13 protein-coding genes and 1 tRNA gene are annotated in these 11,858 nt (G+C 73.0%); 12 read left to right on the forward strand and 2 right to left on the reverse strand.

Annotated elements, in window-relative coordinates; translation table 11 throughout:
• Nucleotides 1-52: 52 nt before the first annotated feature.
• On the forward strand, nucleotides 53-265 hold the full coding sequence (locus ACIQMJ_RS01255; RefSeq protein WP_499759022.1) for a hypothetical protein: 213 nt from the start codon (nucleotides 53-55) through the stop codon (nucleotides 263-265).
• Nucleotides 266-438: 173 nt separating this feature from the next.
• Here ACIQMJ_RS01255 and ACIQMJ_RS01260 read toward each other — a convergent pair whose 3' ends face one another.
• Entirely contained in the window at nucleotides 439-1,257 is an 819-nt protein-coding gene (locus ACIQMJ_RS01260; protein WP_499759023.1) for a Bax inhibitor-1/YccA family protein, read from the reverse strand.
• A gap of 249 nt (nucleotides 1,258-1,506) precedes the next feature.
• On the opposite strand from ACIQMJ_RS01260, the gene ACIQMJ_RS01265 reads away from it, so the two are divergent.
• The 11 genes from ACIQMJ_RS01265 to ACIQMJ_RS01315 all read left to right on the forward strand — a co-directional run bounded on the left by ACIQMJ_RS01265 (nucleotide 1,507) and on the right by ACIQMJ_RS01315 (nucleotide 11,619).
• Nucleotides 1,507-2,937: an MSCRAMM family protein gene (locus ACIQMJ_RS01265; protein ID WP_499759024.1), complete on the forward strand. Its 1,431-nt coding sequence runs from the start codon at nucleotides 1,507-1,509 to the stop codon at nucleotides 2,935-2,937.
• Between the two features lie 11 nt (nucleotides 2,938-2,948).
• The gene (locus ACIQMJ_RS01270) at nucleotides 2,949-3,647 is read left to right on the forward strand and encodes a class F sortase (protein WP_499759025.1); all 699 of its coding nucleotides are present in this window, start codon (nucleotides 2,949-2,951) and stop codon (nucleotides 3,645-3,647) included.
• Between the two features lie 66 nt (nucleotides 3,648-3,713).
• Nucleotides 3,714-4,871, forward strand: coding sequence for a polysaccharide deacetylase family protein (locus ACIQMJ_RS01275; protein ID WP_499759026.1), 1,158 nt, complete (start codon nucleotides 3,714-3,716; stop codon nucleotides 4,869-4,871).
• A gap of 76 nt (nucleotides 4,872-4,947) precedes the next feature.
• Nucleotides 4,948-5,043: a pyrroloquinoline quinone precursor peptide PqqA gene (gene pqqA, locus ACIQMJ_RS01280; RefSeq protein ID WP_073895738.1), complete on the forward strand. Its 96-nt coding sequence runs from the start codon at nucleotides 4,948-4,950 to the stop codon at nucleotides 5,041-5,043.
• 72 nt (nucleotides 5,044-5,115) lie between these two features.
• Nucleotides 5,116-5,814, forward strand: coding sequence for a pyrroloquinoline-quinone synthase PqqC (gene pqqC / locus ACIQMJ_RS01285; protein ID WP_499760224.1), 699 nt, complete (start codon nucleotides 5,116-5,118; stop codon nucleotides 5,812-5,814).
• Complete coding sequence (pqqD, locus tag ACIQMJ_RS01290) at nucleotides 5,811-6,080, forward strand: pyrroloquinoline quinone biosynthesis peptide chaperone PqqD (protein ID WP_499759027.1); 270 nt, start codon at nucleotides 5,811-5,813, stop codon at nucleotides 6,078-6,080. Before pqqC ends, pqqD begins: the two co-directional genes overlap by 4 nt.
• Nucleotides 6,073-7,134 carry a pyrroloquinoline quinone biosynthesis protein PqqE gene (gene pqqE, locus ACIQMJ_RS01295; protein WP_499759028.1) on the forward strand — a complete coding sequence of 354 codons (1,062 nt, stop codon included), beginning with the start codon at nucleotides 6,073-6,075 and terminating at the stop codon, nucleotides 7,132-7,134. Before pqqD ends, pqqE begins: the two co-directional genes overlap by 8 nt.
• Complete coding sequence (pqqB, locus tag ACIQMJ_RS01300) at nucleotides 7,131-8,000, forward strand: pyrroloquinoline quinone biosynthesis protein PqqB (protein WP_499759029.1); 870 nt, start codon at nucleotides 7,131-7,133, stop codon at nucleotides 7,998-8,000. The genes pqqE and pqqB overlap by 4 nt, the downstream gene beginning before the upstream one ends.
• A gap of 59 nt (nucleotides 8,001-8,059) precedes the next feature.
• Entirely contained in the window at nucleotides 8,060-9,337 is a 1,278-nt protein-coding gene (locus tag ACIQMJ_RS01305; protein WP_499759030.1) for a sensor histidine kinase, read from the forward strand.
• A complete protein-coding gene (locus ACIQMJ_RS01310; RefSeq protein WP_141979189.1) occupies nucleotides 9,289-9,936 on the forward strand; it encodes a LuxR C-terminal-related transcriptional regulator in 648 nt (215 codons plus the stop codon). The genes ACIQMJ_RS01305 and ACIQMJ_RS01310 overlap by 49 nt, the downstream gene beginning before the upstream one ends.
• 54 nt (nucleotides 9,937-9,990) lie before the next feature.
• Nucleotides 9,991-11,619, forward strand: coding sequence for a DUF885 domain-containing protein (locus ACIQMJ_RS01315; protein ID WP_499759031.1), 1,629 nt, complete (start codon nucleotides 9,991-9,993; stop codon nucleotides 11,617-11,619).
• A gap of 118 nt (nucleotides 11,620-11,737) precedes the next feature.
• Here ACIQMJ_RS01315 and ACIQMJ_RS01320 read toward each other — a convergent pair.
• Nucleotides 11,738-11,811: transfer RNA gene (locus tag ACIQMJ_RS01320), tRNA-Leu, on the reverse strand.
• Nucleotides 11,812-11,858: the final 47 nt, after the last annotated feature.

The following is an 11,858-nucleotide window of genomic DNA, read 5'->3' on the forward strand; positions in this document are numbered from 1 at the left end:
CGCGTCACGATAGGTGTTACCCGACGTCCTACCCTTGAGTAGGGAGGTCGGGGTGGCGATGGCGTACGTGTGGTGGCACAGCGGGTACGACCGGCTGTGCCACGCCTTTTCCGTGCAGCAGGCGTCGGCGGCGTACTTCGAGGCGGCGTGCGCGCACTCCGTGCCGCCCGAGCACGTGACGCGGTCGGCGCGCGGGACGTGGTGCGTGCCGTGCCTGGTGGAGGTCGGCTCGGCGATGGAGGACGACCACTCCTGGCGCGGCTGACGGGCCGGCTCTCGCGTCCTGAGCGTTGAACTCAGGGGTCCTGAACGTAGGACTCTCGGGACTTGAGCGTTCGACTCTCGGGACCTGAGGGTTCGACTCACGCGTGGGTTGGGGGTGGACGCGCCGAAGGGCGTCCCGGAGGCCGGGACGCCCTTCGGAGGTGTGGCGGGGTGCTAGTCGTTCTGGAAGTAGGACAGCAGGCGCAGGATCTCCAGGTACAGCCAGACCAGCGTGGTCATCAGGCCGAACGCGGCGAGCCAGGCGTACTTGGCGGGCAGCGCGCCCCGGATCATCTCGTTCGCGGCCTCGAAGTCCAGCAGGAAGCTGAACGCGGCGATGCCGATCACGACCAGGCTGAAGACGATCGCCAGGGTGCCGCCGTCGCGCAGGCCCATGTTCACGCCGAACATGCCCAGGAGCAGGTTGCCGAGCATGAGCACGGCCGCGCCCACGGTGGCGCCGATGATCCACTTGGTCAGGCGCGGCGTGACGCGGATCGCGCCCGTCTTGTAGACCACGAGCATCGCGCCGAAGACGCCGAACGTGCCCAGGATCGCCTGCCAGGCGATGCCGGGGAAGATCGCCTCGAACACGCCGGTGATGGCGCCCAGGAACACGCCCTCCGCCGCCGAGTAGGCGAGCACCATCGGGCCGCTGGGCTTCTGCTTGAAGATGATGATCAGGGCCAGGACCAGGCCGACGATCATGCCGGGCACGGCGAGCGCGAACGGCGCGACCGCCCCGGAGAGCACCATCCACGCCGAGACGAACCCGGTGAGGATGGCCACACCGAGCGTCGTGGCGGTCTTGGTCACCACGTCGTCGATCGTGATCGGGCGCTCACCCGTGGCCGGCGGGGCGGGCTGGTAGCCGCCGTACTGCTGCGCGCCGTACTGCTGCTGCCCCTGGTAGGGCTGGCCGAAGCCTGCGTAGTTACCGCCACCGCCGCTGGTCGGCAGGTTGCGGAACGCGGGGTTGCTGGTGGTACGCACCTCGTCCTCCTGTGGCGTGCTGACGCCGTCACGGGGTTCAACGACCACACGAGTCGATCGGTTCCCGTCGGGTAAAAGCGACTTTACTCGGACTGTCGATCTCGAATCCACACCCCGCGCTGCGGAGCGTAGTCGCGGTTCCACCCCGCTGGTGGCTTGTCGACGTGATCTCCGACCCGTAAGGCTCAGTGCCGGCAGCTCTCACCGACCGGCGACGCCCACCGGCGCGCCCGAGGGGTTCAGGACATCATGGTGTGGAGACGACTCGCCGGCGCGGTGCTCGCGGCCGGTCTCGCCCTGCTCGCCGCACCCGCCGCGGGCGCGCAGCCCCCGCCGGTGGTGGAGAAGGGTCCGGGGTACGAGACCGACCCGCAGGGCTACCGCGACAAACCGGCGGGCGGCGACTGGCTCGGCGCCTACAAGTGGCGCGGCCAGCTGGTGTGGTGCGTGCAGTACTCGCTGCTCGCGCCGGACAGCAACGTGGAGTACAAGGAGGGCGACGAGCTGCTCTCCAAGGGCGGTGCGCGGCTGCGCGACGACGTCGCGGGCAGCATCTCCTACCTCCTGCTGAGGTACGCGAACACCAAGTCGAACGACGAGGCGGCGGCGCTCGCGCACCTGCTGCACACGTGGACGGCGTACGAGGACCCGGCCAACGGCATCTCCCTCGACCCGAACAGCGACTTCCGGCACATCGCCTACAACGCCGACTTCCACTTCCGGCAGCTCGGCGACACCAACCGCTTCGGCCAGGCGCAGCAGGCGGTGAAGCGGCTGGAGGACGAGGCGGCGGCCAACCGGGGCCCGTGGGCGGCGAAGGTGAGCGCCCCGGCGAAGGAGCAGGTCATCGGCACGCCCGACACCTGGGTGGTGGACGTCACCAAGGGCGACGGCGCCCAGGTGGCAGGCGCGCCGGTGACGGTGGAGCTGACCGACGCCACGCTGGAGTCCGGCGGGGCCACCGCCGAGCTCACCACGTCCACCGACGGCAAGGCGCTGGCCGTGCAGGTCGTGCCGACCGGGCCGAACCCGTCGGTCACGGTGAAGCTGGACAGCCCGGCCGACCGGCCCAGGGTCCACGTGCCCGCGAACAACGACATGCAGCGGATCGTCACCACCGGCGGCGAGAAGAAGCTGACCGCGAACGCGTCGACGACCGCGAAGACCGCGCCGGGCGTGGTGAAGGTCGCCAAGACCGACGCCGAGACCGGCAAGGCGATCTCCGGCGTGGCGCTGAAGGTGACCGGGCCCGACGGCAAGGCCGCGAAGCGGCAGGACGACTCCGAGCTGACCGGCCCGGAGGGCACGCCGCTGGTGCTGCAGACCTCCGCCGACGGCACCGCCGAGGTGCCGGACCTGCGCACGCCGCAGGAGGTGTGCCTGATCGAGGTGGCGCCGGCCAAGGGCTACGAGGAGTTCTTCGACCCGAACGCGCCGCCCAAGGTGTGCGGGACCGTCGAGGCGGGCCAGACGTTGGCGCTGGCGCTGACCAACAAGCCGGACAAGCCGGTCGTCCCGATCACCATCCCGGCCGGTTCCGAGGGCGCGGGCGTGGTCGCGAAGGCGGCGTTCACCACCGAGGTGTCGACCGGCGCGCTGGTCGGGTTCGGCGGTGTGGTGCTGCTCGGCGCGACGCTGGTCGGGCTGCTGGCGCGGCGGAGGGCGACCGCCCGCCGGTGAGGTCCAGTTCCGTGAGAGCCGTGGTGACCGGCGCGGCGGTGGCGGCCCTGATCGCCTCCGCCGCGCTGGTGTCCACCCGGGCGCCCGACGTCGTGCTGGCGGGCAGCCCGGTGCCCGGTGACGCCGTGGTGCCGCACCCGTTGGGCGACAGCGCGCGCTCCGGGCGTGGCGTGGACCTGGCCGGCATGCCCGTCGGCGCGAACCCGCCCGCGTCACCGCCGCCCGCGACGACCACCACCGCTCCCCCGCCGCCCGCCGACCCGCCCAAGCAGCAGCCGGGCACGGTGCGGCTGCCCGGCGGCGGGTCGGCGACGCTCGTGCGCGCCGAGGTCACCGCGGCCGGCGTGCTGCCGATCCCGGAGGCGCTGGGCGAGGCGACGTGGTGGGGCGTGGACCTCGGCGCGGCCGAGGGCGCGACGGTGCTCGCCGGGCACGTCAACTGGAAGGGCCTGACCGGGCCGTTCGACGAGCTGTGGCGCACGTCGGTCGGGCAGGGCGTGACGGTGGTCGACACCGCGGGCCGCACGTTCCGGTTCCAGGTGAGCAAGGTCGAGACGGTGCGCAAGGACGACCTGCCGTCCCGGGCGGTCGAGCTGTTCGGGCCGCGCGGCGGACACCGGCTGGTGCTGGTGACGTGCGGCGGGCGGTGGGTCGGCGGCGACACCGGGTACGAGGAGAACCAGGTCGTGGTCGCCACGCCCGTGCCCTGACCGGCGGCCGGTGGCGGTCGCGTCACGGAGAGGCAACCTCCGGCTGCTCCCCGTCGTCTTGTGGTTGTGAAGCGATGGGGCTGGTTGAGCACGGGCGTCGCGCTGGCACTCACCCTCGTGGTGCTGGCCGTGCTGGGCGCCCGCGAACCCGAACCGGGGCACGACGTGGGCGACCTGGCCGCGCCGCTGCCGATGGCGCCGCGCACGACCGGCAGCACCAGCGCCGCCGCCGCGCCGACCGTGCCCGCCCCGGCCTCGCCGCCGTCGTGGATGCGGCGGATGCTGCCGGGCGAGAAGCCGCCCCAGTTCGTGCTGTTCTCGTTCGACGGCGCCGCGTCCAAGCCGCACTGGGACCGGGTCATGCCGATCGCCGCGCAGGCGAACGCGCACGTCACCGGCCTGCTGTCCGGCGTGTACCTGGTGCCGGACGACGAGGGGTCCACCTACGCCGGTCCCGGCCACCGGGCCGGCTACTCCTCGATCGGGTTCGGCGGCAGCCGCGCGGACGTGGCGCTGCGGATCGGCTACCTCAACGCCGCCATCGACGCGGGCCACGAGATCGGCACGCACTACAACGGGCACTTCTGCGTCGGCGACGAGCCGAACGTCGGCACCTGGAACACCGAGCAGTGGAACCGGGAGCTGGACCTGTTCTTCGCCATCGTGGAGAAGGCCAGGCAGCAGGGGTTCAAGCTGGACCCGGCGGCCGTGCGCGGCGGACGCACGCCGTGCCTGGAGGGCGACTGGGGCCAGGCGTTCCCGGCGATGCGGGGGCACGGCCTGGCCTACGACACCAGCCACGTGAGCCTGGGCGTGGTGTGGCCGTCCGTGCAGGAGGGCGTGTGGGAGTTCCCCATGCCGGAGGTGCGCGTGCCCGCGCTGGGCAAGCAGGTCGTGATGATGGACTTCAACCTCTGGTACGCGCTCAACGGCGCGAAGGAGGAGCCGGAGCGGGCCGCCGACTTCACCCGGATCGTGCTGGACACGTACCGGTCGGTGTACCAGGCGGCGTTCAACGGCAACCGCGCGCCGGTCGTGATCGGCAACCACTTCAACGAGTGGGCGGGCGGCGCCTTCAGCAGCGCGGTGGAGGGGTTCCTCGGCGAGGTGTGCGTCAAGCCCGAAACGGTGTGCGCCACCTATACGGAGGTGATCCAGTGGATGCAGTTGCAGGATCCGGTGGTGCTGGAACAGTTGAGACGCATGCCCGCCGCACGGAACTAGCGCGGTAGCCGCCGGAAGCTCTACGGTGGGTTACCGCCGCCCCACGGAGAAGCACCACTCATCCGAGGAGTTGCGCATGACCACCGAGCCCGAGAAGCGCCCCTGGGTCAAGCCCGATTTCCGGGACGTCGACACCCCCATGGAAGTCACCGCTTACGCCGCTCGCAGCTGAGCCCACGCCGCGCCCTTCCGTGGCCGGAGGGGCGCGGCGCCCGCGTACCGAGAGGTGCCCTCCCCCGTGCTCATGCCCGAGACGCCCGGCTCCGCCACGCTGTCCCCCGCCGAGTTCACCGCGCGCCTGCGCGGCCTCGCGCCCCGCTACTGGGACCGCCACCCGTTCCACCTCCGGCTGCACGAGGGCCGGTTGAGCAAGCACGAGCTCCAGCTGTGGGCCGCCAACCGCTGGTACTACCAGCAGGCGATACCGCGCAAGGACGCCGCGATCCTGGCCAACTGCCCGGACGTGGAGGTCCGCCGGGTGTGGCGGGAGCGGATCGTCTGGCACGACGGCGGCGGGCCCGGCGAGGGCGGTGCCGAGAACTGGCTGCGCCTGGCCGAGGCCGTCGGGTTGACCCGCGAGGAGGTGCTGGACGAGCGGCACGTGCTGCCCGGCACCCGGTTCGCCGTGGACGCCTACGTGACGTTCGCCCGCACCCGGCCGTGGGTGGAGGCGGTGGCGTCCGGGCTGACCGAGATGTTCTCCCGCGGCCTGATGGCGCGCCGGCTGGTGGACATGCGCGAGCACTACCCCTGGATCGCCGAGGAGGGCTTCGCCTACTTCACCGAACGGCTCCGGGTGGTCGCCGACGAAGGGAAGTCCACTGTGGACATCGTGGTGCGCCACTGCCGCACGCGCGAGCAGCAGGAGGCGGCGGTCGCCGCGCTGGCGTTCAAGTGCGACGTGCTGCGGGCGGTGCTGGACGCCGTGGACTACTACTCGTGACCGCGCTGACGGCGGTGCCGCGCCTGCGCCGGGGCGTGAAGACCGCGTACGACGAGACGCGGGAGAGCCACGTGGTGCTGTTCCCGGAAGGCGTGCTGGTGCTGAACGAGACCGCGGCGGCGGTGGTCGGGCTGTGCGACGGCCGCACGTCCGTCGAGGGCATCGCGCGCCGGCTGGCCGAGGAGTTCGACGGGGTGCGGGCGGACGACGTGGCCGAGCTGGTCACGCGGCTGGTGGCGCGGCGGGTGGTGGACGTCGATGGGTGAGGAGCCGGGGGTGGATGCGCCGTTCGGGCTGCTCGCCGAGCTGACCCACCGCTGCCCGTTGCGCTGCGGGTACTGCTCCAACCCGGTGGACCTGGTCGGGCGCGGCGACGAGCTGGACACCGCGACGTGGTGCTCGGTGTTCGACCAGGCGCGGGCGCTGGGCGTGCTCCAGGTGCACCTGTCGGGCGGGGAACCGCTGGCGCGCAAGGACCTGCCGGAGCTGGTCGGGCACGCGGCCGGGCTCGGCTGCTACGTGAACCTGGTGACCAGCGGGCTGGGGCTGACGGTCGAGCGGCTGGCCGGCGTCGACCACGTGCAGCTGTCCGTGCAGGACTCCGACGAGGCCGGGGCGAACCGGATCGCCGGGGTGAGGGCGTTCGGGGCCAAGCTGCGCGCGGCCGAGGTGGTGCGGGAGGCGGGGCTGCCGCTGACCGTGAACGTGGTGCTGCACCGGCTCAACCTCGACCACGTCGACGAACTCGTGGCGCTGGCCGAGCGGATGGGCGCGGACCGGTTGGAGCTGGCCAACACCCAGTACTACGGGTGGGCGCTGCGCAACCGGGCCGCGCTGCTGCCGACGCGGGAGCAGGTGGCGCGGGCGGCCGAGGCGGTGGCCGCCGCGCAGTCCCGCTCCGGGATGGAGATCGTGCACGTGATCGCCGACTACCACGAGGCGCACCCCAAGCCGTGCATGCACGGGTGGGGCGCGCGGCAGTTGACCGTGGCGCCGAACGGGGACGTGCTGCCGTGCCCGGCGGCGGGCGTGATCGACGGGTTGGGCGTGGAGAACGTGCGGGACCGGCCGTTGGGCGACATCTGGCGCTCGTCGCCCGCGTTCACCGCGTTCCGGGGCTACGACTGGATGCGCGAGCCGTGCCGGTCCTGCGCGCGGCGGGAGCTGGACTTCGGCGGGTGCCGCTGCCAGGCGTTCCAGCTGACCGGTGACGCGGCGGCGACCGACCCGGTGTGCACGCTGTCGCCGCACCGCGGTCTGGTCGACGCGATCCTGGCGGGCGACCCGACCGACGTCGAGCACCGCGCGGTCGTGCGGTGAAGGTGGTCGTGCTGGGCACGGCGGCCGGTGGTGGCGTGCCGCAGTGGAACTGCGCGTGCGGGCCGTGCGAGGCGGTGCGGGCGGGACGGCTGCCGGCGCGGACGCAGGACGCGGTGGCGGTCAGCGGGGACGGGGTGCGGTGGTGGCTGGTCAACGCCTCGCCCGACGTCGGCGCCCAGCTCGCCGCGACGCCGGCCCTCGCGCCCGGCCCCGGCCCGCGGGACACGCCGGTGTGCGGGGTGCTGTGCACCGACGCCGAGCTGGACCACACGCTGGGCCTGGCGGTGCTGCGCGGCGCGCCGGGGTTGACCGTCCACGCGCCCGCGACCGTGCTGCACGCCCTCGCGCCGACCCGGGCCGTGCTGGCGACGTACGGCGAGTGGCAGTGGCGGCAGGTCGAACCCGGCCGGCCGTTCGAGCTCGCCGGCGGGGTGGAGGTCACCGCGTTCGGGGTCAGCGGCAAGCGGCCCCGCTACGCCGCCGACGCGCCCGGCCCGTGGGTGGTGGCCTACCGGTTCCGCGACCCGGCCACCGGCGGCGTGCTGCTGTACGCGCCGTGCCTCGCGTCCTGGCCCGACGGCTTCGACGCGCTGGTGGCCGAGGCCGACGTGGTGCTGCTGGACGGCACGTTCCACGCGTCCGCCGAGATGGGCGCGGCCACCGGCCGGCCGAGCGGGCAGGCCGCGATGGGCCACCTGCCGATCGCGGACAGCCTGCCGGAGCTGCGCGGGCACCCGTCGACCCGGCGCGTCTACACGCACCTCAACAACACCAACCCGGTGCTCGACCCGGCGTCACCGGAGCGCGCGGAGATCACCGAGGCGGGTGTGGAGGTCGTGCCGGACGGCACGGTGATCGTGCTCTAGTGCGCATTGGGGGGTTAAACCCACCGATTTGCCTGCGGCCTGCCGGAAGAATCGGCGCCATGACCGACCACGACCTGGTACGGGCCGCGCGCGCCCGGCTCACGCAGGCCGCGCTGGGCCTGGCTCGGACACCGCTGTGCGTCGCGGGGCTGCTGCTGATCCCGCTCCAGCTGTACGCCTACCCGTTGATCCTGGTGACGGTCGGGGTGCCGTTGCTGCTGCTGGTCACCGCGCTGGCCCGCCGCTACACCGGCTTCTTCCGCTGGTGGGCGGGGCGGGTGCTGGACGTGGAGATCCCCGCGCCGTACCGGCTGCCCGCCAACCGGGGCCCGATGACCCGGGTCCGCACCATCGCCACCGACCCGGCGACGTGGCGCGACCTGGCGTTCCTGCCGGTCAACGCGATCACCGGCGTGCTGTGCGGCGTGCTGCCGGTCGCGTTCTGGATCAACGGCGTGGTCGGGTTCGTGGTGCCGCTGATCTGGCTCGACCACGGTGACGTCGAGTACGTCGCGATCGGCCGGGACACCCCGGGCAACTTCGTGCTCGCGCCGCTGCTGGGCATCGCGTTCCTGGTGCTGGCCTGGTGGGTCACGCCGCGCGCCGCCCGGCTGCACGCCGGCGTCGCCCGCCGGCTGCTCGCGCCCAGCGCGACCACCGCCCTGACCGACCGGGTGCGCGTGCTGGCCGACTCGCGGGCCGACACGGTCGGCGCGCAGGCCGCCGAGCTGCGCCGGATCGAACGCGACCTGCACGACGGCGCGCAGGCCAGGCTGGTCGCGCTCGGGTTGAGCCTGGGCATGGCCGAGGAGCTGCTGGCCCGCGACCCGCGGGCGGCGCAGGAGCTGCTGGCCGAGGCGCGCCAGTCGTCCACCCAGGCGCTGGCCGAGCTGCGGCAGCTCGTGCGGGGCATCCACCCGCCGGTGCTGGCCGACCGCGGGCTGGACGGCGCGCTGCGCGCGTTGGCGCTGGCGCACCCGCTGCCGGTGGAGGTGGACCTGGAGCTGGCCGGTCGGCCGGAGGCGCCGGTCGAGTCGGCCGCCTACTTCGCGGTGGCCGAGACGTTGACGAACGTGGCCAAGCACAGCGGCGCGACGAGCGCGTGGGTGCGCGTGCGGCACGAGGACGGCAGGCTGGCGCTGATGATCGGCGACAACGGGCGGGGCGGCGCGGAGGCGACGGAGGGTGGCGGGTTGCGCGGGATCGAGCGCCGGCTGGCCGCGTTCGACGGCACACTCGGCATCGCGAGCCCGGTGGGCGGGCCGACCATCGTGACCATGGAGCTGCCGTGCGAGTTGTCCTCGGTGAAGACCTCGTCCTCCTCAGGGACGGCCTGATCCGGCTCCTGGAAGCCTACGACTTCGACGTGGTGGAGGCGGTCGACTCCGGTCCCGCCCTGCTCAAGGCCCTGGTCGACCACCGCCCGGACGTGGCGGTGGTCGACGTGCGCCTGCCGCCGACGTTCACCGACGAGGGGCTGCGGGCGGCGATCGAGGCCCGCAAGCGGGTGCCGGGGCTGCCCGTGCTGGTGCTCTCGCAGTACGTGGAGCAGCTGTACGCGCGGGAACTGCTGTCCGACCGGGGCGGCGCGGTCGGGTACCTGCTCAAGGACCGGGTGTCGGACGTCAAGCAGTTCGTGGACGCCATTCGCCGGGTCGCCGCGGGCGGCACCGCGATGGACCCCGAGGTCATCAACCAACTGCTCGCCCGCGGCGCGCGCGACCAACCGCTGACCACGCTGACGCCGCGCGAGCGGGAAGTGCTGTCGCTGATGGCCGAGGGCCGTTCCAACGGGGCGATCGCCGGGCGGCTGTTCGTCACCGAGAAAGCGGTCGGCAAACACATCGCCAACATCTTCGGCAAGTTGGACCTGCCGTTGTCCGAGGACGACAACCGGCGGGTGCTCGCCGTGCTCGCCTATTTGGACCGGGTGTAAATCGTTTCTTAGGCTAAGTACCATCTTGGTTTCCACGATGACCAGGGGGTGCGCATGGGCACGACCGCGGAGTTGGCCGACGAACTGCTCGACCTGATGTTCACGCTGTCGCCGTTGGGGGCGACCGTCTACGGCGTGCCGGGGTACGACCACCTGCTGGCCGACCACCGGGCCGAGACCGAGCGGGCGGCACGGGCGCGGGCGGTCGACATCGCCGACCGGGCGCGGGCCCTGCCGGCGGACGACGACCCGGTGACGCGCGCGGTGGTCGTGCAGCAGGCCGAGGCGATCGTGGACCAGATCGACGCGCTCGGCGTCGAGTACACGATCACCGACTCGTTCTTCGCCCCGGCGGGCGAGGTGCTGACGATCATGCCGACGACGGTGCTGTCCGGGCCGGAGTCCGAGCGGGCCTACCTGGACCGGCTGGCCGGCGTCCCGGACTTCCTGCGCCGCATCGCCGACCGGCAGCTCGCGGGCGCGGCGGCGGGCCGCACGCCGGTGCAGCACCTCGTGGACGCCGCCGTGGCGCACCTGGACCGCTACCTGGCCGCCGAGGAGGACCCGCTGGCGCGGCCGGCGGGCAGCGAGGCGTTCGACGCCGAGCGGCAGCGCCTGCTGGCCGAGGTGGTGCGGCCCGCGTTCGCGACCTACCGGGACGTCATCGCGGGCATCCAGGGCCGCCCGTCGGACCAGGTGGGCCTGGGTTGGCTGCCGGGCGGCGAGGCGATGTACGCGGCGCTCGCGCGCGCCCAGACGACGACCAACCGCACGCCCAAGGAGCTGCACCAGACCGGCCTGGACGTGATGGCGAGCCTGGCGCACGAGTACGCCGAGCTGGGGCAGCGGGTGTTCGGCACGTCCGACGTGGCCGAGGTGCTGGAGCGGATGCGCACCGACCCGGACCTGCGCTGGAACACCGAGGACGAGCTGATCACGGCCGCGCGCGAGGCCGTGGCCCGCGCGGAGCAGGCCGCGCCGCGCTGGTTCGGGCGGGTGCCCGAGCAGCGCTGCCAGGTCGAGCCGGTGCCCGCGGCCGACGCGCCAGGCGCGCCCATCGCCTACTACTCGCCGCCCACGCCGGACGGGCTGCGGGCGGGCACGTACTACGCCAACACCTACCGGGTGCAGGAGCGGTTCCGCTACCAGGCCGAGGCGATCGCGTTCCACGAGGCCGTGCCGGGGCACCACTTCCAGATCACGCTGGCGCAGCAGCTCACCGAGCTGCCGATGCTGCGCCGGGTCGCCTCCGTGACCGCGTACCTGGAGGGCTGGGGCCTTTACACCGAGCGGCTGGCCGACGAGATGGGTCTGTACTCCGACGACGTGGCGCGGCTCGGCATGCTGGCGATGGACTCCATGCGCGCCGGCCGGCTCGTCGTGGACACCGGTCTGCACGCGCACGGGTGGAGCCGGGAGCGCGCGGTCGAGTACATGCTGGAGAACACGCCGCTGGCGCTGGTCGAGATCGAGAACGAGGTCGACCGGTACATCGCCGCACCGGGCCAGGCGCTGGCCTACATGGTGGGTCGGCTGGAGATCCTGCGGCTGCGCGCGGCGGCCGAGGAGGCGTTGGGCGAGCGGTTCGACATCCGCGACTTCCACGACGTGCTGCTGGGCGGCGGACCGCTGCCGCTGGCCGTGCTGGGCGAGGTCGTCACGGAATGGGTGCGCACGCGCTGAACGTCGACGGGTCATCCGGTCGGACGCAGGTCCGACCGGGTGACGTGACGGTGACCGGCCACGACGCACCGCTCAGCGTTCACCCGGCAGATGGGTGAAGTCAATCCGGCGCCGAACGTGCCCCCGACGGGATTCGAACCCGTACTGTGACTCTTTTAAGGAGCCTGCCTCTACCGGTTGGGCTACGGGGGCAGCGGGGAGCCTAAGCGGTTACCGAGCGTTCGTGGGGCCGGTTCACA

This window comes from Actinosynnema sp. NPDC091369, assembly GCF_044757065.1.
Taxonomy (GTDB): Bacteria; Actinomycetota; Actinomycetes; order Mycobacteriales; family Pseudonocardiaceae; genus Actinosynnema.

Coding starts and splice junctions, on each gene's coding strand:
- ACIQMJ_RS01305 (WP_499759030.1), top strand. CDS start 8,060: ATGACCGACCACGACCTGGTACGGGCCGCGCGCGCCCGGCTCACGCAG.
- pqqC (WP_499760224.1), top strand. CDS start 5,116: ATGCCCGAGACGCCCGGCTCCGCCACGCTGTCCCCCGCCGAGTTCACC.
- ACIQMJ_RS01315 (WP_499759031.1), top strand. CDS start 9,991: ATGGGCACGACCGCGGAGTTGGCCGACGAACTGCTCGACCTGATGTTC.
- pqqE (WP_499759028.1), top strand. CDS start 6,073: ATGGGTGAGGAGCCGGGGGTGGATGCGCCGTTCGGGCTGCTCGCCGAG.
- ACIQMJ_RS01265 (WP_499759024.1), top strand. CDS start 1,507: ATGGTGTGGAGACGACTCGCCGGCGCGGTGCTCGCGGCCGGTCTCGCC.
- pqqA (WP_073895738.1), top strand. CDS start 4,948: ATGACCACCGAGCCCGAGAAGCGCCCCTGGGTCAAGCCCGATTTCCGG.